We start from the raw sequence: 23,597 nt of genomic DNA on the forward strand, positions 1-23,597 counted from the left end.
GAGCACGCAGGTATCGTCGATGCGATCATCGACGGCGATGCGGCGCGTGCCGAGGCAGCGATGAAGGCGCATCTCGAGGGCAGCCTCGGACGCTACCGCGACCTATTGCGCGAAAACTCGTAGGACCGCCGAGGGCGCGTCGGGTAGTACATCAAGGCCGAGGCGATCACGACCTGCCAATGCGACGCCCACTGAAGATCTCAGGGAAGCGAGGCAATCAGCGCCTCAAAGGTCATGATGCGTCCGGCGATTGCGCTCGCCACCACCGTCGGTGGGCTTGCAAGCCAGGTCTTGCCCGGACCGCCACGGCCTGGAAAATTCCTGTTGATGGCCGAGATCGTGACCTGGTCGTCGCGACTTGAGACACCGGGCCCGCATTGACCACAGGCACCACAGGACGGACCAAGCATCTCTGCTCCGATGGCCTCGAAGGCTTGCAGGTATCCTTGCTGAAGACAGTAGTCCCGAACTTGGACCGTTCCGCACTGAAGGTAGAGCTCGATCCCCGGTGCAACTTTCAGCCCGCGATCCGCGGCCCATCTGGCGACCTCGTAGTACCTGTCGAAATCCTCGCGCTTGCCCGCCGTGCACGAGCCGCCATAGGCGATGTCGACTTTGATCGGCTCATCAAGTTCGTCAACGGGAACACCGTTGCCGGGATCGCCGGGGCGCGCCAGCATGGGGCCGATCTCCGAACAGTCAAGCGTCACTTCCTCGGCGTAGGTTGCGCCCTCGTCGGAGTGCATCCAATCCTCGAGAGCAAAGTCGAGCCCGCGGCGCTCCTTGAGGAAGCGAACGGTTTCGGCATCGGGGGCGCAGAGGCCCGTCAACCCTCCCAGCTCGGCAACCATGTTCGTCAGGGTGGCTCGTTCGTCGATCGACATCGCGTCGACAACGGGCCCCGTGAACTCGAATATCCGGCCGAGACCGCCGCCTGAGCGGATCAGGTCGGTGGACAGGAGTTTCAGCACGACATCCTTCGCCATGACGTCGGGCCGCAGAACGCCCTCAAGACGGACACGCAGGCTTTCTGCCATTGTCAGCCGGATGGCGCCCGTCACGAAGGCATTGGCCATGTCGGTTGTCCCGACACCATAGGCAAAGCATCCGACCGCGCCGGAGTGGGGCGTATGGCTGTCGGTGCCAACTACGATCCCCCCGGGCAGGGCGTAGGATTCCGCCATCATGGCGTGGGAAATGCCTTCTGACCCGTCCTCGCCCAGCAGGTAGCCGTGATCGGTCAGCCCGTAGTCCTTGCCAAAGGCCCGGTGAGCCTCGCTCAACTCGCGAACCTGCGGCAGCAGCCCCAGCTTGAGGTGCGTAGGCGAGCGATGCGCGTAGGACAGGTGATCTTCGAACAGGACGACGGTCTTCGGATCGAAAAGCGCAAGCGGTTTGCCGAAACGGTCATGCAGCATGTGCGCGGCCATGGCGGTGTAGTATTCATGGATGAAGCGATGGCCCGCGCGCACGAAACCGCCGGTGCCGGGCGAAAGATCCCAGTCGATCCCGTCGACATCGAGTGCGTGGCGGGCAACGATTTTCTGGGCCAGCGTCAAGGGACCGTCAGGCATCACGCCGCGCAGCTTGGCGCCCTTCAGCTTGTCCTGTCCATACGCCAGCAGCCCCCCGGCGCGCAGGATCGCCTGTGCCAGCGTGTCACGGCCTGCGACCAGCTCCTCCAGCGCAATATCCTCGTCCGCGCGGATACGCTCGATCAGACCGAAGTCGGTGGAGGTGAAGATCCCGAGGTTATCGCAGTTCTGCCGATAGATCCGCTCGAAGCTTTCCGCGATCACAAGCCGGATACCCGCCGATTTTTCCGCCAGGGGCGAATGTTCGCGCGAAGAGCCTTTTCCGTAGCGCTTGCCTGCGACGATGACGGCAAATCCGCCATCGGCAATGGCGTTCTCACCGATCGGCTTTTCGTCACCGATCATCGTCCCGGTATGGGCATAGCGCGCCAGACGGGCGTCATAGTTCAGCAGGATCGGCAGGGGAGTGATCTCGTCGGTCGAGATATCCGACCGCAGGGGGCCTGCCTCCGCAAGGCTCAGGTCCTGCCCCTGCAACTGGGCGGCGACGGCCCCGGGTTCGGTTCCCAGGAACAGAATGCGTCCATCGAATTTCATCGGCTCACCTCCGGATGTCGCAGCCAGACCATGTGTGACATGCGCTCGGCCCGGGCCTTGGCGCGGACTTCGGCGGACTGCGTGGTCGTGTTTGATTTAAGAATCTCTTCCTTGCGCGCCAGCTCTTCCGCCATCTCCAGCACGCGAGCGGCGGCATCGTTCGGAATGATCAGCACGCCATCGGCATCCATAAGGACCAGATCGCCGGGGGCAATGCTCACCCTGCCTCCTTCGGGGCCGGGCAGCGTGACGGATTGGCCCCATCCGGTTATCTGGAAGCGACGCGCGCCATTCGTGGGGATGACCCCTGCCGCGACCACGTTGAGGCCAATCTGTGCCAAGGCCGTTTTGTCGCGCACCATGCCGTCCGTCACCATGCCGACAACGCCTGCCGATTTCAGGTCGAGTGCCAGCAACTCGCCCGTCACGCCGCCGCCCCGGAAGCCGGAGGTTGCGAAAACCAGAATCCCGCCAGGCTGCGCCAGCGTCGGCAGGTTGTAGAGAGGCAGTGTCGCGTCAGGGCCTGCTGCCGTGCGCGTGGTGACGGACCGTTCACCCGATACGCAGATTGCCGGCCCACAGGCGGGCTCAAAGGCACCAACAGGCCCGAGGGTAGGGTCGAGCGTCTGGCTGTGATACCCCGCTTCGTCCAGCACATCGCTGACGAGAGCCGTGCCCAAGGCTCTGAACCGTTCGAACATATTGGTCATGGCCGTTCTCCCAGCAGAAGGTCGGGCAGGCCGGTCGACAGCACCGGGAAGAACGTCAGCGCGGCAAGGACAACGAAGGCGACCAGCACGAAGGGCATCACGCCGCGGGTCCCTTCGCCGATCGAGATCTTGCCGATCGCACTTGCGACAGCCAGCACGATGCCGATCGGGGGCGTCACCAGTCCGATGCAAAGGTTCACGGTGATGACGACACCGAAATGGATGGGATCGATGCCCAGTTCCTGGCTGATCGGGAACAGGACCGGCAGCAGCATGACCTTCGCGGCATTCACCTCCATGACCATGCCGACGATCAGCAGCAGGACATTGATGACGAGCAGGAACATCATAGGCGACGTCACCCATGATTGCATCCAGGCGCCGAAGGTTTCGGGCGCATGAACCCAGGCCAGCATCCAGGCGAAGAGCGAGGCGCCAGCGAGGATCAACATGACTGCCGCCGTCAGGCGCGATGCTTCGGTCAGGGCGTTCCAGAAGACCCTCCAGGTCAGCTCGCGGTAGATAACGCCCGAAACGAACAGGGCATAGACCACCAGCACGACCGAGGCTTCGGTCACCGTGAACAGGGCCGACAGGATGCCGACGAGCAGCAGGACAGGCATTGCAAGCGCTGGCAGGGCAACAACGAACTTGTGCGCCAGCTCGCTCATGGGCGCGGGGGGGAAGACCGGGTAGGTGTTGCGCCGTGCGATTACCCAGGCGGCGACCATCAGGGCTAGAGCCCAGAGAAGTCCTGGCACGATGCCCGCGATGAACATCCGCAGCACCGATTGGTCCGTCAGGTAGGCATAGACGATCCAGGCGATGGAGGGCGGGATCAGGGGCGAGATCGGGGAGGATGCCGCCGTGATGCCGACCGAATAGCGGGTCGGATAGCCGGACTTGTCCATCGCGGGGATGAAGGTTCCGCCGATGGCAGCGGTATCGGCCACGGCCGATCCGGAGATGCCGCCGAACAGGACCGATGACAGGACGTTCGATATGGCGAGCCCCCCGGTGAAGCGTCCGACCAGGGCGTTGGCAAAGTCGATCAGACGTGCCGAGATCCCGCCGCCCGACATCAGCGCGCCCGCGAACAGGAAGGCAGGGATGGCCATGAGGGAAAACTTGTCCATCCCGGAGAAAAGGCGCTGTGGCGCGATGACGGGATTGGCGCCTCCGTGGGCAAAGATCGCAAGCATCGAACCGGCAATGATCGACACGGCGAGCGGCACACCGATGAGAATGCAGAAGCCAATGCCACCGATGAGAATAAGTGCAAGTTCAGCAAGTTCCATCAGCTGTCCTCCGACACGCGACCAAGGCGGGACAGCACCAGGACAAGCGCGATGAGCGCGGCACCGATGGGGATCGCCAGATAGGGCAGGGACATCTTCACCCCAAGCCCGGTCGAGGTCTGCCGGCCGCCGATCCCGACCAGGAGCCAGCCGTAGTGTGCCAGCAGGCCGCAGACCGTTAGGGTGATGGCATCCCGCAGCCAGCCCACGGCGATCCGTGCGCCCATGGGCAAGGTATCGACCACGACATCGATCGAGATATGCCGGTTCTTCTCGATCAACGCGGCTGACCCGATCATCGTGATGGCGACAAGCAGGAAGCGGGCAAGCTCTTCGGCCCAGACCGTGGGCGCGCCGATCACGAACCGTGCGACCACCTGCACTCCTATGGCGCCGAGCATGGCCAGCAGGAGGAGGTTGGCAACAAGACCCGCCCCTCCCGCGACAATGTGCGACAACCTGGCGAATTTCTGTTTCATATCCCGGCCCCCGAGCCGCTACGTATGTGTTCATTGTGCGCGACCACTGGATCGGCACCTTAACATAGGACATCCCGCTCGAGCGGTGCCGAGCGGGACTGAGTGCTCGTGGGTTAGTTGGCGGCCTGAATTTTCTTTACCCAGGGTTCCAACTCGGGGAATTTCTCTGCCATCGGTTCCAGTCTGGCGCGGAACTCAGACAAATCCGGACGGATGAACTCTGCGCCGAAGCCTTCGAGTTCTTTTTCGAGATCGGCGAGTTCAGCCTTCGCCTGCTCCGTACCCCATTCCATCGCGATCTTGGCCTGCTCGTTCACGATAGTCTGCTCTTCGTCCGAGAGCTGGTGGAATCGCGCATCATCGAACACGAAGGTATAGGCGCCATAGACGTGATCAGTCATAATGACGTAGTCCGCCGCCTCGTAGTATTTCGAGCGGATGTGGGCCGAGAGCGGGTTCTCCACGGCATCTATGATGCCGGACTGCAGGCCGGTATAGACTTCACCGGAAGACATCGGCGTCGGCGAAGCGCCCAGCGTTTCCCACGTCGCGCGGAACACGTCTATTCCCGGCACGCGGATCTTCAGACCAGCGAGGTCTTCGACCGAGTTGATCGGGAGGGTCGAAGCCATTTCCCGAGGTCCGCGCGAGCCGGCGCCGACAAGGCGCAGACCTGTCTTTTGGGCCAGGACATCGAACAGTTCCGCGCCGATCTCACCATTGTAGACCGTGTTGAAGTGATCCTCGTCCCGGATCAGGTAGGGATAGCTTTCGATGGCGGCGAGCGGATCGTAGGAGTTCAGCGACGCGACCACTGTCATGACGATGTCGTTCGTGCCGATTGCGAGCGCTTCCAGCGTCTCGCGCACGGACCCGGTGGTGCCGGAGAGCGCCAGCTCGATCTCCAGGTCGCCGCCCGATGCTTCAGCTACGCCGTCCGCAAACTTTTGCGCGACCTGACCCCAGACTGTCTGGGGTGTCTCAACCGAGGCAAGCTGCAGGACGGTCTCCGAATGCGCCGGCAGCGCGACGCTCGAGAGCATCAAAGCTGCGCCAGCCAACGTGTGCTTCTTAAAGCAAATTGACATGTTATTTCCTCCCTTGGTCGCCGACTCCTCAACCGGCTGTCTACCTATTATACCAAATTACAGGTGGACACAACCGAGCATGAAAGTATCCTGCAGGGGAGGGAGACACGATAATGTTGAAAGCTGAACAGGTCCGCCGCAAGAAGCTCTACGAAAACGTCGTCGAGCAGATCGAGTCTGCCCTTGTTCGCGGTGATCTGAAACCGGGGGATTTCCTGCCCGCAGAGCGCGACCTGTGCGAGAGCTTCGGCGTAAGCAGGACGGCGGTGCGAGAGGCCCTCTTCGCGCTGCATCAAAGCGGATTGATAGATCTCGAGAATGGTCGCAGGGCCCGCGTCATTGAGCCAAGTGCCGAAAAGATGATTGACGATCTGGCTGGTCCGGCGCGGTTCGTCCTGTCCCGCCCGGACAGGCTGCGCCAGCTTCAAGAGGCGCGCATGATGTTCGAAGCGTTCCTTGCAAGAATCGCTGCGCGAGATGCGACGGATGAACAGATTGCGGCGATAAAGTCGGCCCTCGACGCCAATGAAGCCAGCATCGGCGACGACGAAGCCTTTGTTGAGACCAACATCACGTTCCACCTGGCCATCGCCAAGGTGTCGGGGAATGTGTTTCTCGATTCACTGCATAGCGCGGTCCAGAAGTGGCTCGAAGAGCATCGTCGCGTCGCGATCAAGAGGGAAGGGGCCGCAGAGCGCGCCTTCAAGCGGCATCTCGAGATATTCGAGGCAATCCAGGCCCATGACCCGGATGCTGCCGAGGAGGCGATGCGCGCTCACCTTCAGGAATCGATCGATGCCTATTGGGCCGTGCGTGACGAGAACCGCGAAAGCGAAGAGGCCCGCACCGCTTGAGCTGTATTGGTATCAGACCGGTATCACGCGGGTGTCCTTCACGCTTTTCAGCGTGAAGCTGGTGCTGATCGACTGGACATTCGGCAGTTCCACGATCGCGTTCTTGACCGTCTCCTCATAATTGCGAACGCTCTTGGCCACGACGTGCAGGACATAGTCGTGGTCACCGCTGAGCGAATAGCACTGCAAGATCTCAGGCACCCTCTGAACAGCGTCCTCGAAGGCCTGTAGCCGGTCGCGATTGTGGGCGGCGATCCGGACGAAGCAGAGAACCCGGATCTCGTATCCAACCTTTTCAGGGTCGATGTGGTAGGCCTTATCGCCAACCACCCCGCCTTCTTTCAGCCGTTGCAACCGCCGCCAGGACGGCGAGTGGCTCAATCCGGTCGCATCACCAAGCTCGCGCATGGTGATGTCAGGATTCGACTGAATGCACCTCAGGATCCGTCGATCCGCTTCATCCAACATCCTGCCTCCTCCCTGAGACATCGATCGCGGGATTCGCGCCAGTTTGGAACAAGTGAGCCAAAAGGGCGCCTCGCGAGCTACAGTGTAACCTATCATACCATCATATAGCTTCAAGATAGCAACCACGTGCCCGGCATCCCGTGTGATCATCCGTGTCCGGAGGTCCCCCATGTCCATCACACTCGACGACAAGTATGCCGCTGAAACGGGTCATGTCTTTCTGACCGGCACTCAGGCCCTGGTTCGATTACCAATGACGCAGATGCGCCGCGACAAGGCTGCCGGCCTCGACACCGGGGCTTTCATTTCTGGATATCGCGGCTCCCCCCTCGGCGGTTACGATCAGCAGCTGACGAGCGCCCGGAAGCATCTCGCGAAACACGATGTGGTGTTCCAGCCCGGATTGAACGAGGACCTGGCCGCAACGGCCGTGTGGGGCAGCCAGCAGCTGCATCTGTCGCAGGGCGCCAGAAAGGACGGTCTGTTCGGTATCTGGTATGGCAAGGGGCCCGGCGTAGACCGTTCGGGCGATGTTCTGAAGCATGCCAACGCTGCCGGGACGGCCGCGCATGGCGGCGTTCTGGCGCTCGCGGGCGACGACCACACCTGCAAATCCTCGTCGATCCCCCACCAGTCCGATCATGCCTTCATGTCGGCGCTCATGCCGATGCTGTATCCCTCCTCGGTTCACGAATTCCTCGAGATGGGTCTTCTTGGTGTGGCCATGTCCCGGTTCTCGGGCTGCTGGGTCGGCTTCAAGGTGATCTCGGAAACAGTGGAGACGACGTCGGTTGTCGATCTGGCCCAAGAGGCACGGCAGTTTGTTCTGCCAGAGGATTTTTCACTGCCTCCGGGCGGGCTGAACTTGCGATGGCCCGACACGCCGCTGGTTCAGGACGAACGCCTGCAAGAACACAAGGGTTTTGCCGCCATCGCTTTTGCCCGCGCGAACAAGGTCGATCAGGTCACCATCGTGGACCCGAACGCGCGCCTTGGGATCGTCGCCTCTGGCAAGGCCTACGAAGACGTCCGGCAGGCAATGGCCGAGCTGGGCCTGGGCCCCGACGAACTCCGGGCGATCGGTCTCAGGCTCTACAAGGTCCGCATGCCCTGGCCGCTGGAGCCGCAGGGGATCCGCACGTTCTCGGAGGGGCTCGAAGAGGTCCTGATCGTCGAAGAGCGGCGCGAGATCATCGAGAACCAGATCAAGCAGCAACTCTTCAACTGGCGGGCCGATGTCCGGCCGAGGATCGTCGGGAAGTTCGATGAGCGCGATCGCCCCTTCCTGTCGCTCAGCCGGGGACTGACCGTTGGCCGGGTCGCCGATGCGCTGGCCGAACGCATCCTGAAGCTGGACCTGCCCGAAGGATTGGCAGCGCACATTCATGCGCGTGCGCAGCAGCTGAAGTCTGCGGAGGGCAAGGTCGCAAGCCACACGCCCCCGGTGACCCGTCTGCCGCACTACTGCGCAGGTTGCCCGCACAATACGTCGACGCGCGTTCCCGAAGGGTCCAAGGCGATGGCGGGCATCGGGTGCCATTTCATGGCGCAGTGGATGGATCGCCGGACCGAGACCTTTACCCACATGGGGGCTGAAGGCGTGCCGTGGACGGCCATCGGACGCTTCACCGACGAAAAGCACCGCTTCGTGAACCTGGGGGATGGCACCTATTTCCATTCCGGTCACCTTGCCGTGCGGCAGTCCGTCGCCGCCGGCGCGAACATCACCTACAAGATCCTCTATAATGACGCTGTGGCCATGACTGGCGGGCAGCCCGTCGACGGCACGCTCACGCCGCAGCAGATCACGCATCAGATGCACCACGAAGGTGTCGCGCGCATCGTGCTGATGTCTGATCGCCCGGATGTCTACAAGGCGTCCGACCTGGCGCCGGGCACCGAGATCCGCCACCGCGACGAGATCGACACCGTCATGCTGGACCTGCGCGAGGTGGCGGGCGTGACCGTCATCGTCTTCGAGCAGACCTGCGCCGCAGAGAAGCGGCGCCGTCGCAAGCGGGGCAAGATGGAAGACCCCGACATGCGCCTTTGGATCAATCCCGCCGTCTGTGAAGGCTGTGGCGACTGTTCGGAAAAGTCCAACTGCATCGCGGTCGAGCCCGAAGAGACCGAGATGGGCCGCAAGCGCCGCATCAACCAGTCCATGTGCAACAAGGATTACTCGTGCCTGAAGGGCTTCTGCCCCTCGTTCGTGACGGTGCGCGGCGGCAGCCTCAAGAAGCGCAGCGCTCAGGGGGGGCCGGACGTCTCGATCCTGCCCGAGCCGCGTCTGCCCGAAATCGACCGTGCCTGGAACCTTGCCTTGACCGGCGTTGGTGGGACCGGAGTTCTGACCATCGGAGCCATCCTCGGCATGGCCGCCCATATCGAGGGGCGCGTGCCGATGATCCTCGACATGGCGGGGCTGGCGCAGAAGGGTGGCGCGGTGCTCAGCCATGTGCGCATCTCGCGACGTGATCGCCCCGCGACGGCACCGCGGATCGCCGCCGGGACGGCGGACCTGCTGATCGGCGCGGACAGCGTCGTCGCGGCATCGAAGGACAGCCTGCTGCTGTGCAACCCCGATCGGACCGACGCGCTGCTCAACACCAAGATCACGCCGGTGTCGGATTTCGTCCGCCTGCGGGATTTCGATTTCCAGGAGGCCGCAGTCGAGCGGCTGGTGGAGAAGACGGTGCGTAACCGCGACCATTACCACGACTTCTCGGAGCTTGCGGCGGAACTCACTGGCGACGAGATCGGCGCCAACATGATGATGTTGGGATACGCCTGGCAACAGGGGCTTGTCCCCGTCGGCCGGGACGCGATTGCCGAGGCGATCCGCCTCAACGGTGTCGCGATCCCGTTCAACCTCGGGGCCTTCGACTGGGGGCGGATGCTTGCGCATGATGCGGGGGCGGTGCTTGCCCGGCTCGAGCCGGAAACGACGCCGAAGATCCCGCAAGGCGAGATGAGCACGCAAGAGCTGATCGCCCAGCGGGAGAAGCACCTGACGGCCTATCAGAATGCGGCACTGGCCCGGCGGTACACCACGCGACTGAGCTCGCTCACCGCCGTCCTGCCGCCCGAGACGCTGCGGCAGGCGGCCATCTCCTATGCGCGGGTGCTCGCCTACAAGGACGAATACGAGGTGGCGCGCCTCTACTCGGACCCGGCCTTCAGGGAGGGTTTGGCGGCAACGTTCGACGGGGACTACCGCATCTCGTTCAATCTCGCCCCGCCGTTCCTGCCCGGCGAAGATGCCACGGGCCGGCCCAAAAAGCGCGAGTTCGGCCCCTGGCTGCTGCCCGTCTTCCGTCTGCTGGCACGGCTCAAGGGCCTGCGTGGAACATGGGCCGATCCCTTCGGGCACAGCGAGGATCGCAGGATCGAACGCGCCCTGATCGACCTGCACGAGGCCGATCTCGACCTGGCGCAGCAACTGGGCGCGGAGGCCGATCCGTCGCTGATGTCCGAGTTGCTGGCCCTGCCGCAGCAGGTGCGTGGCTACGGCCCGGTCAAGCAGGCCGCTTATGAAAAGCAGACAGACAGCCGGGATCAGATCCGCTCGGCACTGCTGAACGGCAAGAAGACCGCCACGGCGGCGTGAGGAGGAGACGACATGTTCACGGCATCAATGACCTTTGACCTTGGCGACGATGTGAACGCCCTGCGCGACATGGTGCACCGCTGGTCGCAAGACCGGCTCAAGCCGATGGCGCAGGACATCGACGAGAAGAATGAATTCCCCGCCGAGCTTTGGGAGGAACTCGGCGCCCTCGGGCTGCAGGGGATCACGGTGCCCGAGGCCTATGGTGGCGCTGAAATGGGATATCTCGCCCATGTCGTGGCCGTCGAGGAAATCGCGCGGGCCAGCGCATCCGTGTCGCTGTCCTACGGCGCGCATTCGAACCTCTGCGTGAACCAGATCAAGCTGAATGGAACGGACGCGCAGAAGGAGCGCTATCTTCCCAAGCTGATCAGCGGCGAACATGTCGGTGCGCTTGCCATGTCCGAAGCCGGTGCCGGTTCCGATGTGGTGGGCATGAAACTGCGCGCGCAGAGGAAGGGCGATCATTTTGTTCTGAACGGCAACAAGTTCTGGATCACCAATGGCGGCGAGGCCGATACGCTTGTTGTGTACGCCAAGACCGATCCGGATGCGGGAACGAAGGGTATCACGGCCTTCCTGATCGAGAAGACCATGGCAGGTTTTTCCCAGTCTCCGCATTTCGACAAGCTTGGGATGCGCGGCTCGAACACGGTCGAGCTGATCTTTGAAAATGTCGAAGTGCCCGCCGAGAACATCCTTGGCGAAGAAGGGAAAGGGGTGCGCGTTCTCATGTCGGGGCTCGACTATGAACGCGTCGTGCTGTCCGGCATCGGTCTTGGCATCATGGCAGCCTGCCTGGACGAGATCATGCCCTACATGGTCGACCGCAAGCAGTTCGGCCAGAGCATCGGGGATTTCCAACTGATGCAGGGCAAGATTGCGGACATCTACACCAAGATGAATTCGGCCCGTGCCTACGTCTACGAGGTCGCCCGTGGCTGCGACGGGGGACAGGTAACCCGGCAGGATGCAGCCGCCTGCGTGCTCTATGCATCCGAGGAGGCGATGACCGTCGCACATCAGGCCGTGCAGGCCATGGGTGGGGCGGGCTTCATGAACGAAACGCCCGTCAGCAGAATCTTCCGTGACGCGAAGTTGATGGAAATCGGCGCCGGCACCTCCGAGATCCGCCGCATGTTGATCGGGCGCGAATTGATGGGGGCGATGCGCTGATGGCCGTGCTTCATTCGACCCTGTCACCCCTGTCCGAAACCTTCGCGGTCAACCAGGCCGCTCTGGCGCCGGTGCGCGATGCGGCCGGGCGGGCCGCGGCCGGCGGGGGCGCTAAGGCGCGCGAGCGTCGCGTCAGCCGCGGCCCGTTTGGCTGCGCGACCGGATCTCCGCGCTGCCGGCCTTCACTCTATGAAAGTGCTGCGCGATGGTCGAACGGCCGACCGAGTGATGCTGCATCACAGCATTAGTTTCCCTGTTGAGCGGCGGGAATGGGCCGAGAGGCAAGGGATATGTCCTTCTGCGGCTGACCTGTGACGGGTGCGTCGCCCTCTACACTGGCGGCTTTCAACAAGGTTTGCGCGATGAGCATGAGCAGTGCCTCAGGTCCGATCTGAGCCCACGACAGTCGTTTTGAGTGTGAGCCTTGTGCCGGATGCAGAATTTTTGGATGCGTCGGAATTGGCCCTAGATCCACATCACCCGATGAAACGCGAAGGAGGCGCCTGCATGGCCACCACCGGAAAACAGCTGTTCACCACGCTCGAGGCCGACGGCACACTGACCGTCGCGCTTGAAGACGTTTCATTTGCCGACCCCACCCACAACCAGGTGCTGGTGCGGATGGAAGCTGCGCCGATCAATCCCTCGGACCTTGCCATTCTCGTCGGCGGCGCCGACATGGATAACGCGGATTACACGCCGGGCAAGTTCGTGGCCCGGATGCCCGAGGCGGCAAATGCCGCATCGAAGGCCCGTCACGGTCTGAAATTGCCCGCTGGTAACGAAGGCGCAGGCACGGTCATTGCCGCTGGCGACAGTGATGCTGCGCAGGCGCTGATGGGGCAGCGCGTCTCCTGCGTCCCGGGCAACGCCTACAGCCAGTATTGCCTCTCCGACGCGGAGATGTGCCTCCCGCTGGGCGAGCATTCCGCCGAAGAAGGCGCCAGCGCCTTCGTCAACCCGATGACCGCCCTCGGCTTCGTGGAGACCGCCAGGGCCGATGGTCAGGACACGATCCTCCACACCGTTGGTGCCTCGAACCTCGGCCAGATGCTGACGCGCATCTGCGCGGAGGATGGCATCGGGCTGGTGAACATCGTGCGAAAGAGCGATCAGGAGGAGCTGCTGAAGGGGCTTGGCTCCGAGCATGTGGTCAACTCTTCCGAAGACGATTTCATGGACAAGCTGACCGACGAAATTCGTGAGACAGGCGCCTTCTACGGCTTCGATCCCGTGGGGGGCGGCACGCTGGTCGATACCGCATTTCGGGCGATGGAGAGGGTCGCAAGGGAGCAGATGGCCGAGTATTCGCGCTACGGATCGAACCAGCCGAAACGCATGTTCATCTACGGCCGCCTCGACACCAGCCCTACCATCCTGACACCCAGCTACGGGTTCGGCTGGACCTTGTCTGGCTGGCTTCTGTTCCCATTCTTGCAGTCGATTGGGCAGGAGACCATGGGCCGGATGCGTCAGCGCGTACGTGACAACCTCACCAGCACCTTTGCCAGCAGCTACAAATCTCGCGTCACGTTGGAGGAAATGCTGACCAAGGACGCCGTGCTGGACTACCGTGCCATGCGCACGGGCGAGAAATACCTCGTCACGCCCTGGACCTGACCCGCAGGGCAGAGAGGCGCCGCCCGTCGCCGGGCAGCGCCACATAAGGTTACAGAAGCTCGAGGACCTTCTTCGCGGCCGCCTCCGACGAAGCCGGGTTCTGCCCGGTCACCAGCCGGCCATCGGCCACGGCATGAGGCTGCCAGTCGCCGACGCTCTCGAAGTCAGCCCCGAGTTCACGCAGCTTGGTTTCCAGCAGGAACGGCACCGCCTCCATCAGCCCCACGGCCTCTTCCTCGCTGTCCGTGAAGGCCGTGACCTTGCGGCCCTTCACGATGGGATCGCCATTCGCATCCACGACCTTGGCAAAGGCCGCCGGGCCATGACAGACCGAGGCGACGATCTTGCCGCTGTCCCAGGCTTTGCCAATGGCCTCGGCTGCAAGCGCGCTTTCCGCGAGGTCGAACATCGCGCCGTGGCCGCCCGGGATGTAGAGCGCGTCGTAGGTTGTGACGTCCTCGTCCTCGAGGCGACCGGGGCTGGACAGCAGCGCCGTTGCCTCCGCATCTGCGCGGAACCTTGTGACCGAGGCCGGGGCCTCCTCACCGGTCACGTCGGAATTCGGGTCGATGGGTACGGGCTTGCCGCCAAGCGTCACCAGCGTGACCTCGTGGCCCGCATCAAGGAAAGCGTAATACGGACTCGCCAACTCTTCGTACCAAACGCCGGTAGGGTTGCCGGTATCGCCAAGGACATCGGCCGCAGTGGACAGGATCAGAATACGTGCCATTTTCAGGGCTCCTTGCGTTGTCTCGGTACGTCCTGCGAAGGGTCACTGCAGGAACGTCTCCGGACTGATATGGGACGAATTCGCAGATCGAGAAATTGATGCGCAGCATGTCAGATATCGGTAGGCTGGACACATGACCCCGGACATATCTCTTCTCCGCGTCTTCCACGCCGTGATGGAAGAACGCAATGTCACCGCTGCGGCGCGACGCCTTGGCCAGTCGCAAAGCACCGTCAGTGCAGCCCTTGCGCGGCTGCGCGTCGCCCTGGGGGACGAGCTTTTTCTGCGCGCCAGATACGGCGTCGAGCCGACCGAAAAGGCGTTTCAGATCGCCCCGGACATCGCAGCCGGGCTGGACCGGCTCGAACTGGCGTTCCGTGCCGCGGAGCCTTTCGATCCCGCTCAAAGCACGCGGCGTTTCCGGCTGTTGCTGGGGCCTTACGCGGAGGTCGTCCTTGCCCCGTCTCTGGCCGCGGCCTTCGCGCGTCACGCCCCCAAGGCGGAGCTCGAGATCGCCCCGATCGGCCCGGACCTGGATCCGCGCTCCCTTGCCGGGCAAAGCTTCGATCTCGCCATTGGCCGTTTCTCCCCGCCACCAGAGGACTTAGTTGTGTCGGAGATCTTCAATGACGGCTTCCGCTGCATCGTCGCTCCTGAGGCTCTGGCAGATGATGCGATCCTGGATCGCGACCTATACGAGCGGCTTCCGCATGTGGTGGTGGCGCCGCCCGGAAAATGGCGCACCGGTTTGCACAAGCTGACCGCCGACACAGGCCTGCGCCGCAACACCGCGGTGCTCGTCTCGCACTTCCTGACGGCGGCCCCGACGGTCGCTCGCGTCGGAGGCATCGCCACGGTCCCTGCGCGCATAGCGGCGATGATCGCCGAACCTTATGGTCTCCGAGACATGCCGGTCCCACTGAACCTTGGCACCTTCCCGACGCAGGTCGCTTGGCACCCACATAACCGGAGCGACGCACGCCACATCTGGCTGCGAGACCTTCTGAACAACATTGCACTTGGAGAAAAGGAGAGGGGCCGAGACACGTGAGACGTAGATGATGGGCGGCAATCTGCGCGCACTGGTCGACTAACGCTACACCACGGCTTTTTCGCGCAAATGCGGCTACGGCTTCACTGCGCGAATCTAGTAGGATAGCTGGCGGTCATGACCAGACCGGCACAGACCAAATACCATACCACCAACCGGGATACCTGCGAACAGGCGCTGAGGCGGCGCGGATCACTGACCGTCTGGCTCGATCTCTCGATGGAATGGAAAGCGACACCCTCCGGTCGTCGCGGCCGCCAACAGGCATACAGCGGTAAGGGGAACTCGATTCCCCGAAGAACGCGATCCAGGCATGTCTGACCATCAAGGTTCTGCTCGTCATGCCACTCCGGCAAACTACTGTTTCCGTGGTGAGCCTTCTGGAGCAGTCCGGAGTCGACTGGGCTGTACCGGATTTCAGCATCCTATTCCTGCGGCCGACGACCTTGGACGTGACCATCCCGTATCGCGGCCCCAAGGACGCGTTTCACCTGCTCGCCCAAATCCCGGTGAACGAGGACATCGCCATCATTACGGCGAACGGTGCCTACGACATACGCGCCTGGAATGATGCCATCGCGGACCGCGGAGCAGCAGCGATCATTCAATCCCGCCGAAACGCTCGGCCTTGGAAGCCGGACACGGTAGGAACTCGTACACACAACGAGTTCCGGCAAGCTTCGAAGCACCTGGGCCGGGCGCTCTGGCGGAACTGGAGCGGGTATCACCGCCGCAGCAGGGTCGAAACGAAAATGAACTTCGGGAAGCTGCTCGGCCAGCGGCTGATGTCACGGGACTTTGACCGTCCGTTGGCAGAAGTCCAGATCGGCGCGGCGGTCCTCAACCGCTTCACGGCACTCGGCATCCCGATGGCCGTGGCCGTAGGATAAGTGTGCCCGGGAAAGGGGGATCGCGCGCGACAGCTGATTTATCCAACCGCGCCAATGGTTCGACCGGGCTTGGCGGCTATTAGTTTCGGGGTAGGGCACCCTTAGCGCCGGTCAGTCAGGCTCAGCCGAGCCGTGCTGCATGCGGCAGCACATAGGGACCGCTGGGCGGCGGAGTGCTCACGCGGAGGCTGCACCCATAGGCGCGCGACAGCAGGTCATCGCGCAGCAGCACCTCTGGGCTGGCCTGCTCGAGCAGGCGCCCCTCGGCAATGAGTGCGACGCTGTCGGCGAACATCGCGGTGAGGTTCAGATCATGCATGATCGCCACCACCCCGCCGCCGACGTCGGCAAAGTCCCGGGCGATCTGCATGACCTGCAGCTGATGTGCGATATCGAGGCTCGAGACCGGTTCGTCGAGGAACAGCCAACGGGCCTCGCTGCCTTCGACCGGTTCCCACACCTGACAGAGGACACGGGCCAGCTGAACGCGCTGCTGCTCGCCGCCGGACAGCTCTTGATAAGGACGGCTTGCGTAACCGCAAAGACCGACCCGCGCCAGCGCGCGCGGCGTGAGATCGGCTGCGCTGCCGGGACCTTTGCGGATTTGGCCCAGCCCAACGACCTCGGCCACGGTGAACGGAAACGCCAGCGGGGTGAACTGCGCCAGTACCGCGCGGCGGAGCGCCAGACGCCAGGCAGGAATGCCCGAGAGCTCCTTGCCGGCCAGGGTGATGCGCCCCCGGTAGCCGAGATCGCCGGTAACGGCGCGCAGCAGCGTCGTCTTGCCCGAGCCGTTCGGCCCGACGATCGCCGTCAATTCTCCGGGAGCGGCTTGGAAGTTCACGCCGTCGAGGACCCGGCGACGGCCGAGGGTCACGGTGACATCAGTTGCGTCGAGCATGGCTCAGATCTCCAGGCTGCCGCGCCGGCGCAGCAGGATCCATAGGAAGAAGGGGCCTCCGATCACCGCGGTGACGATGCCGATGGGCAGCTCGCTCGGCGCGACAATGCTGCGGCTGACCACATCGGCGAGCAGCAACAGGCTCGCCCCCAGCACGCCCGAGTTGACCAGCAGTGCGCGGTGGTCCGGCCCGGTGGCGAGGCGCAGCAGGTGCGGCACCACGATGCCGACGAAGCCGATGCCGCCCGAAATCGCCGTGGCCGCGCCGACCGCCGCCGCGACGACGACGATCGCGCCGGTCTTCAGGCGCTGCACGGGGATGCCGAGGTGATGCGCCGCCGCCTCGCCGAGCGCCAGCGCGTTGAGCCCGCGCGAAAGCGCCGGGGCCGTGAGCAGCGCGGCCAGCATCAGCGGCGCGGCGGCGAGGGTCTTGCTCCAGGATGCACCCGCGAGGGATCCGAGGCTCCAGAAGGTGAGATCCCGTAGTTGCTGGTCGTCGGCCATGTAGATGAGCAGCCCAGAGAAGGCTGCAGTCATCGCCGCCAGCGCGATGCCACCCAGCAGCATCGTCGCCACCGAGGTGTGCCCGCCGCGGGTCGCTATCACGTAGAGCAGGCTGACCGACAGCCAGCTTCCCGCGAAGGCCAGCACCGGCATCAGCGCCGAGCCCAGCAGCCCGGCCAGCCCCCCCGGCAGCAGCCCGCCGAGCACGATGGCCGAGATCGCGCCCAGTCCCGCCCCGGCGCTGACCCCGACCAGCCCGGGATCGGCCAGCGGGTTGCGGAAAAGCCCCTGCAGCACCGCGCCCGCCACCGCGAGCGAGGCACCGACCATCATGCCGGTGAGCAGCCGCGGCAGGCGGATGTCCAACAGGATGATGCGGGCGCGGGCGTCGATCTCGCGGCCCGCCAGCAGGTCCGCCAGCGCGGCGGGCAGCGAGACGCCCGAGGCCCCGACCGCAAGGCTGGCATAGGCCGCGACCAGCAGCAGCGCGGCGAGAACCCAGCTCGTGCGGCGGGCCAGCCCGCGCCGGTCGCCGACGAGGTGGCCCTCCGGATGGATCGCCACCATCTCAGCCACCCGCGAGCGCGTGGGCAAGCTCCGTTGCCGCTTCGGCGGTGCGCGGCCCGAAGCCGAGCAGCTTCATCCCGTCAATGCGCAGCACCGCGCGGGTCTCGCCCGCCGGGGTCGAGGCGATCGCCGGATGCGAGAAGAGCGCCTCGTCGCTGACCGCCAGATCGCCGCCCCGCGCCATCATCAGGATCACGTCGGGCGCGGCCTCGATGATGGCTTCGTCCGACAGCGGCTTGTACCCGTCAAACCCGGCGACGGCATTGACGCCGCCGGCAAGGCGGATGATCCCGTCGGCGGCGGTGTTCGCGCCGCCCGCCATGACGCGGCCACCCTGCATCGACAGCACGAAGAGCACCCGGCGCGGCGGTGTGCCTGAGCTCTCCTCCCCTACGATCCTGCCCGCGTCGTCGAGGGCGGCCGCCACGTCCGAGGCGAGCTGCTCGCCCTTCTCGGGCACGCCCAGCACCTCGGAGACACGGCGGATCTTGGTGAGCACTGCCGCCCGGTCGTAGCCCTCGGGGATCTCGACGAACTCGATGCTGGCTTCCTTCAGCAGCTCCACCGCCTCGGGAGGCCCGGCGCCTTCCTCGGTCAGGACTAGCGTGGGGTTCACCGAGAGCACGCCTTCGGGCGAGAGCTGCCGGATGTAGCCGATGTCGGGCAGGGCGGCGACCTCGGGCGGGTAGGTCGATGTCGTGTCGCGGGCCACGAGCCGGTCTTCCTCGCCCAAGGCATAGACGATCTCGGTCACCGAGCCGCCGATCGAGACGATGCGCTGCGGCTCTTCGGCACGCGAGGGCGCGGGCAGGAGCGGCAGGACGAGAAGCGCCGTCAGCGTCAGGCGGCGACAGGTGGCGAGCCTCACGACAGCACCTCGGCGGGCGCGGCCTCGGGCAGGGCGCTGGCGATCGCCTCGAACTCGGCGGCGCGGTCCTGCGGTTTGCGAACGCCGAAGATCTGCAGGATGATCCGGCCTTCGGAGTCGAAGGCCTCGACTGAGACCGCCATGCCGCGCCGGGTCGGCTTGTGCACCTCCCAGATCTCGGCGACGTGGTCGTTGCGCAGGTGCATGTCGAAGCCGGGGTCGAGCACGTTGAGCCAGGGACCCATCATCCTGATGTTGGTGACCGGGCCGGAATGGATCTGGATGCAGCCGTTGTTGCCGACGAAGACCATCACCGGCACCTGTTTCGCCGACAACTCGGTGAACAGCGCCTCGAGGCTCTGCGGCGCGACCGGGCGGACGTAGGGCGCGCCGGCGACGCGGTAGGCGCCGAGACGGTTCATCTTGAGCCGGCTGACCATGGTCAGGAACTGGTGGGTGTCGGTCAGCTTGTCCCAGTTCTCGCGCAGTTCCCCGGCGCGGTCGGCGCGGGCGCGAGCGGGCTCGGGGGCCTCGCGCGGCTCGGTTTGAAGCGTCTCGTCCTGCATCTCGAGCGCGAGATCGTTGACGACACCGGCCCAGGCCTCGTGGTCCGAGCCGTCGCGCAGGTGGATCTTGTGCACCGCATCCCCGGCGGCATCGAACACCAGCAGCGCGCGGCGAAGACCTTTTTCGGTCTGCTGGTCGAGCGCGAAGCCGTGCACCCAATGGCGCGGGAAGATCCGCAGGTCGATCTCTTCGTTGAGCACCATCGAGGCGTGCTCGCCGGAATGGTAATTGGCGTAGCGCCCGAGCTTCTCGTGCACGCAGGAGGGGGTGCGGGTCAGGGCGAGAACCTCGCCCAGCGTCTCGGCGGCGGCCATCAGCCGGTCGGGATTAGCGGTGATGCGGGTGACGCCGTGACCCACGTGGGCGGCCATCAACTCCGCTTCGCTGATGCCAAGCTGCTCCGCGAGATCGCGCTCGCGCAGGGTGAATTTCTCGAGACGCGCGGCGCGGATGTCCTGCGCGGAAAGCGGCGGGGTTTGAGCCATAAGTCACTCCTGGCCATGTAGAGGGACGCGATGTCTGGCTTGCACCCGGCGGATGCATCGGCTGGAGCGGTAAATAGTTTTTTATATCCGACTCATCTACTCAGGTAGTGGGGGCGGTGCAAGAGTTTCGTCTGCACCCAGCCGGATGCGTCCGCTCAGAGCCTTGTAAGAATGTAAGTTTTTGCAATCTTTCTGGCTGGAACTCCTTGGTGAGAAATTCCAGACTAAAACACTTGACTTTTACCCCGACGCGGGCTTAGCCCTTGCCGAGCGCCAGCTGAGCGTGACCCGGAACCCCGGACACCTGCGCAAGCGAACATCCCAGATCATGAACCCAAGGACGGTCGGCAAGGGCCCGCACCGTTCGATAACGAGTGCGCCGGCGCGCCGCGGCGACCGGGCCCTGCCTGCGTCTGCAGGCGTGGCTTCGCCGGCGAAGGGACAAGGACGACAGACGATGAGACTTGCAGCATTCCTCCGCGGCGCGACGGCGATCACGCTGGCGCTGGCGGCGACCGGGACAACCGCTGCTGCGCAGGAGGCGACCGACGCCGAGGCGACTTTCCTCGGGCGCATCGTCGTCGGCTATTCGGCCGACGGCACGCCGGTCTACGCGGGCGAGAACAGCTCGCATCTCGAAGGCAGCTCGGTGACCGCGCAGGGCGGCACCGCGACGGTCGATGACGTGCTGCGCCAGACCCCGGGCGTCTCGACGCGCCTCAACCCCGGGCAGCCGGGCGTTGCCGTGTCGATCCGCGGCCTGCAAGGACAGGGCCGGGTGGCGATGACCGTCGAGGGCGTGCCGCAGACCTTCCGTTTCAACGGTCACGCCTCCGAGGGCTACGCGAATTTCGAGCCGCTGTTCCTGCAGGGCATCGACATCACCCGCGGCGCGGTGGTGACCGCGGGCGGCAGCGGCTCGGCGGGCGCCGCGAACTTCCGACTGCTCGAGGCCGAGGACATCGTCGACGGGCAGGGTGCCGGGGGACGGGTGAAGCTCAGCTACGGCGACAATGGCGACGATTTCGGGCGCATGGGAGCGGCGGCCTATGTCGGCGAGCGTGGCTCGATCGTCGGCGCCTATGCGCGCACCGCGGCCGATGCCTTCGAGGACGGCGCGGGCAACGAGGTGGCGAACACCGAAAAGGACCGCGACAGCTACCTGCTGCGCGGCCGCACCGCGCTGACCGAGACGCAAAGCCTCGAGTTCCTGGCGACGCGGATGAACGCGGACTATGCGTCGAATTCCTACGAGCAGGAGATGACGACCGACCTCTACAAGCTGGGCTACAGCCTGAACTACAGCCCGGCGGTCAACCTGACGGCGAATGTCTACCGGGCGATCACCGACAACGAATATACCGGCTCTATCGACGGCACCGGCTCCTACGTCGGACGGCAGATGCAGACCATCACCACCGGGCTCGACGTCACCAACGTCTCCGAGCTGGCGCTGGGAAGCTGGATGCTGACCTCGACCAACGGCTTTGAGTATTTCGAGGATGAACTGGGCGGGGCCGAGGGCGGCGCGAACCCGACCTTCGGCGAGGCGGAGACGCTGGGGATCTTCACCGAGAACATCTTTTCGAACGGCCCGTGGGAGATCACCGCGGCGCTGCGCTACAGCGATTACAGCCTGCACGGCAGGCTCGACAACGAGCTGGAGTCCGGCGACGTCGACATCGACGACAACTCGCTCGATCCCAAGCTGACGCTGGCCTATCAGGTCAACGACTGGCTGCAGCCCTATGTGTCCTACTCGCGCAGCACTCGCGCGCCCTCGCTGCAGGAGACGCTGCAGGAAAGCTTCCACGGCTACGGGTTCTTCAACCTCTACCTCGGGCCGAACCCCGACCTGCAGACCGAGACCACCGAAGGCGGCGAGATCGGCGTCAACATCGCGCGCAGCAACCTGATCAGCTCGGGCGACCGGCTGACCGCACGGCTTGCCTACTTCAAGATGAACGTCGAGGATTACGTCGCCTACGTCATGGAGGACACCTACACCTCGGTCGGGTCGACGACGCTGGCCTACTATGACAACATCGACGGCACCACGGTCACGCAGGGCTTCGAGCTCGAGGCGGCCTACGACTCCGAACTCTGGTCGGCGGCGCTGTCCTACACCAACTCGGACTCGACCCCGCCGTCGGGCTACGAGGGTTACGAACTGCAGCCGCCCGAGACCTTCTCGACCACGCTGGCGCGGCATTTCCTCGGCGGCGATCTGACCGCGGGGGCGACCTACAGCTACACCGCCGCGGGCGTCTCGATCGACAGCGAGGCGGAAAGCGATGCCTACGGGCTCTGGGATGTCTTCGCTAGCTACGAGGCAGCCGACAACCTGCTGATCACCGGCAAGATCGCGAACCTCGGCGACGAGGAATACCTGCCCTACGCCGCCACCGCCAATGGACCCGGCCGCACCTACTACCTCGGGCTTCAGATGACCTTCTGAGCCAGTTCTTCTGGTATGGCGATCCCCTTGGTCGCGGTAGGGACGTCGCGACCAAGGAAAAGGATGACCACGAAGTGACCTCGCGCCCGATCTCTGGGAGCGAACAAGAGTCTGTCGCCGGGAGCGGGAAGCACGTCTCGGCGCGCGGTCAGGACACACTCGGCTGGCATGGAAGAAACGCCCCGCGGTCTCAAGGGCGGGTGCGGTCCAAATCCTCAGTGATCGGGATGAACCCTTGCACGTCTCCGGGCAGCAGCTGGAAGGCGCCGTTCGCCCAGTCGAGGCATGACGGTTTGCTGCGGTGGTGCCTGAAAACTTTCGTGAACATCACGCCGCAAAAATAGGGCGTCATGGCGACGAAAAAGCAGAGGTGGCCAGCCCGGGTTTTGTAAGAGTGCAAGGATCGAAGAAACGTCGGATCGCCGCTTCGCGCACAGCAGTGACGTAAGACGTATATACATCATTCGACCTTATCAGACGATGCAGGGCCGGTTTCGCACGCAAAAGGCCTTGGGTGCACGACGGTGCTACGTGCTGAGGCCAGCCTGGTGCCGCGTGGCAGGAAAGGAAGCCGACCTCGATTTGCAGTTTTCACTGTTTCCGAACCCGCTTAGGTTTCACTGCGATGGAGGAACCCGATGATTAAGCTGCTGAGCGTGAACGATTTTGAAACCCCGCCGCGGCGGCGCCTGCCGCGACAGCTTTTTGGCTATATCTCCGGTGGCACCGAGACGACCGCCGCCCGCGCCGACAATCGCGCAGTGTTTTCGGAATACCGGCTGGTGCCCCGCGTGCTGCGCGCCGTCGAGGGGCGCAGCCTGACCCATCCGCTCTTTGGCCACGACTGGCAGGCGCCTTTCGGCATCGCGCTCATGGGGATTGTCGCCCTCATGGCGCGGGACGGAGACGTGGCCATGGCCCGGGCCGCGCAGGCCGAAGGCATTCCCTATGTTCTCAGCGGCTCGTCGCTGACCCCGCTCGAGCGTGTGCGCGAGGCCAATCCCGATGGCTGGTTCTAGGCCTATCTGCCGGGCGTGGATGACCCTATCCGTGCGCTGATCGAGCGGGTGCGCAAGGCGGGCCACGAGACGCTCGTGCTCACCGCCGACACCGCCGTGCTGGCCAACCGCGAGAACAACGT

The 23,597-nt window shown here is 64.3% G+C and carries 18 protein-coding genes and 2 pseudogenes; 9 read left to right on the forward strand and 11 right to left on the reverse strand.

The features are described 5' to 3' along the window. Positions 1-12: 12 nt before the first annotated feature. Entirely contained in the window at positions 13-123 is a 111-nt protein-coding gene (locus IQ782_RS27955; protein WP_338092662.1) for a hypothetical protein, read from the forward strand. A 77-nt stretch (positions 124-200) separates the two neighbouring features. Here IQ782_RS27955 and IQ782_RS27960 read toward each other — a convergent pair whose 3' ends face one another. From IQ782_RS27960 to IQ782_RS27980, 5 genes are all read right to left on the reverse strand, one after another. Continuing rightward, entirely contained in the window at positions 201-1,940 is a 1,740-nt protein-coding gene (locus tag IQ782_RS27960; protein WP_240989645.1) for an aconitase family protein, read from the reverse strand. Between the two features lie 188 nt (positions 1,941-2,128). Then, the gene (locus tag IQ782_RS27965) at positions 2,129-2,842 is read right to left on the reverse strand and encodes an RraA family protein (protein ID WP_194137964.1); all 714 of its coding nucleotides are present in this window, start codon (positions 2,840-2,842) and stop codon (positions 2,129-2,131) included. Then, positions 2,839-4,140, reverse strand: a complete 1,302-nt coding sequence (locus tag IQ782_RS27970; protein ID WP_194137965.1) for a TRAP transporter large permease — start codon at positions 4,138-4,140, stop codon at positions 2,839-2,841. Before IQ782_RS27970 ends, IQ782_RS27965 begins: the two co-directional genes overlap by 4 nt. After that, complete coding sequence (locus tag IQ782_RS27975; protein WP_194137966.1) at positions 4,140-4,619, reverse strand: TRAP transporter small permease; 480 nt, start codon at positions 4,617-4,619, stop codon at positions 4,140-4,142. The genes IQ782_RS27970 and IQ782_RS27975 overlap by 1 nt, the downstream gene beginning before the upstream one ends. Before the next feature lie 113 nt (positions 4,620-4,732). Then, a complete protein-coding gene (locus tag IQ782_RS27980) occupies positions 4,733-5,707 on the reverse strand; it encodes a TRAP transporter substrate-binding protein (RefSeq protein ID WP_194137967.1) in 975 nt (324 codons plus the stop codon). A 113-nt stretch (positions 5,708-5,820) separates the two neighbouring features. Between IQ782_RS27980 and IQ782_RS27985 the strand changes: the two genes are divergently transcribed. Then, positions 5,821-6,561, forward strand: coding sequence for an FCD domain-containing protein (locus IQ782_RS27985; protein WP_194137968.1), 741 nt, complete (start codon positions 5,821-5,823; stop codon positions 6,559-6,561). A 12-nt stretch (positions 6,562-6,573) separates the two neighbouring features. Here IQ782_RS27985 and IQ782_RS27990 read toward each other — a convergent pair whose 3' ends face one another. After that, positions 6,574-7,029, reverse strand: coding sequence for an Lrp/AsnC family transcriptional regulator (locus tag IQ782_RS27990; RefSeq protein WP_194137969.1), 456 nt, complete (start codon positions 7,027-7,029; stop codon positions 6,574-6,576). Between the two features lie 169 nt (positions 7,030-7,198). On the opposite strand from IQ782_RS27990, the gene IQ782_RS27995 reads away from it, so the two are divergent. The 3 genes from IQ782_RS27995 (at position 7,199) to IQ782_RS28005 (ending at position 13,435) form a co-directional block, all read left to right on the forward strand. After that, positions 7,199-10,639: an indolepyruvate ferredoxin oxidoreductase family protein gene (locus tag IQ782_RS27995; RefSeq protein WP_194137970.1), complete on the forward strand. Its 3,441-nt coding sequence runs from the start codon at positions 7,199-7,201 to the stop codon at positions 10,637-10,639. Positions 10,640-10,651: 12 nt separating this feature from the next. Then, positions 10,652-11,815, forward strand: coding sequence for an isovaleryl-CoA dehydrogenase (locus tag IQ782_RS28000; protein WP_194137971.1), 1,164 nt, complete (start codon positions 10,652-10,654; stop codon positions 11,813-11,815). 507 nt (positions 11,816-12,322) lie between these two features. Next, positions 12,323-13,435 (forward strand): zinc-binding dehydrogenase, encoded by a 1,113-nt coding sequence (locus IQ782_RS28005; protein ID WP_194137972.1) that lies wholly within the window; start codon positions 12,323-12,325, stop codon positions 13,433-13,435. A gap of 49 nt (positions 13,436-13,484) precedes the next feature. Here the strand turns inward: IQ782_RS28005 and IQ782_RS28010 are convergent, their stop codons facing one another. Next, positions 13,485-14,165 (reverse strand): type 1 glutamine amidotransferase domain-containing protein, encoded by a 681-nt coding sequence (locus tag IQ782_RS28010; protein WP_194137973.1) that lies wholly within the window; start codon positions 14,163-14,165, stop codon positions 13,485-13,487. A gap of 133 nt (positions 14,166-14,298) precedes the next feature. On the opposite strand from IQ782_RS28010, the gene IQ782_RS28015 reads away from it, so the two are divergent. Together IQ782_RS28015 and IQ782_RS28020 are read left to right on the forward strand one after the other, a co-directional pair. Next, positions 14,299-15,216, forward strand: coding sequence for a LysR family transcriptional regulator (locus IQ782_RS28015; protein ID WP_194137974.1), 918 nt, complete (start codon positions 14,299-14,301; stop codon positions 15,214-15,216). A gap of 117 nt (positions 15,217-15,333) precedes the next feature. Continuing rightward, positions 15,334-16,106 (forward strand): annotated as a pseudogene (locus IQ782_RS28020) (transposase). A 121-nt stretch (positions 16,107-16,227) separates the two neighbouring features. On the opposite strand, the gene IQ782_RS28025 reads toward IQ782_RS28020, so the two are convergent. The 4 genes from IQ782_RS28025 to IQ782_RS28040 are packed head-to-tail and all read right to left on the reverse strand — an operon-like array spanning position 16,228 to position 19,998. Beyond that, positions 16,228-17,007: a heme ABC transporter ATP-binding protein gene (locus IQ782_RS28025; protein WP_194137975.1), complete on the reverse strand. Its 780-nt coding sequence runs from the start codon at positions 17,005-17,007 to the stop codon at positions 16,228-16,230. A 3-nt stretch (positions 17,008-17,010) separates the two neighbouring features. Further along, positions 17,011-18,078 (reverse strand): FecCD family ABC transporter permease, encoded by a 1,068-nt coding sequence (locus tag IQ782_RS28030; protein WP_194137976.1) that lies wholly within the window; start codon positions 18,076-18,078, stop codon positions 17,011-17,013. 1 nt (position 18,079) lies between these two features. Continuing rightward, positions 18,080-18,946: an ABC transporter substrate-binding protein gene (locus IQ782_RS28035; protein WP_194137977.1), complete on the reverse strand. Its 867-nt coding sequence runs from the start codon at positions 18,944-18,946 to the stop codon at positions 18,080-18,082. Continuing rightward, on the reverse strand, positions 18,943-19,998 hold the full coding sequence (locus tag IQ782_RS28040; protein ID WP_194137978.1) for a hemin-degrading factor: 1,056 nt from the start codon (positions 19,996-19,998) through the stop codon (positions 18,943-18,945). The genes IQ782_RS28035 and IQ782_RS28040 overlap by 4 nt, the downstream gene beginning before the upstream one ends. A 457-nt stretch (positions 19,999-20,455) precedes the next feature. Here IQ782_RS28040 and IQ782_RS28045 point away from each other — a divergent pair, with 457 nt between their 5' ends. Beyond that, entirely contained in the window at positions 20,456-22,456 is a 2,001-nt protein-coding gene (locus tag IQ782_RS28045) for a TonB-dependent receptor domain-containing protein (protein WP_194137979.1), read from the forward strand. A 638-nt stretch (positions 22,457-23,094) separates the two neighbouring features. After that, positions 23,095-23,597 (forward strand): annotated as a pseudogene (locus tag IQ782_RS28050) (alpha-hydroxy acid oxidase); the annotation flags it as partial.

It is taken from the genome of Salipiger mangrovisoli (genome assembly GCF_015223355.1).
Lineage (GTDB): Bacteria > Pseudomonadota > Alphaproteobacteria > Rhodobacterales > Rhodobacteraceae > Salipiger > Salipiger mangrovisoli.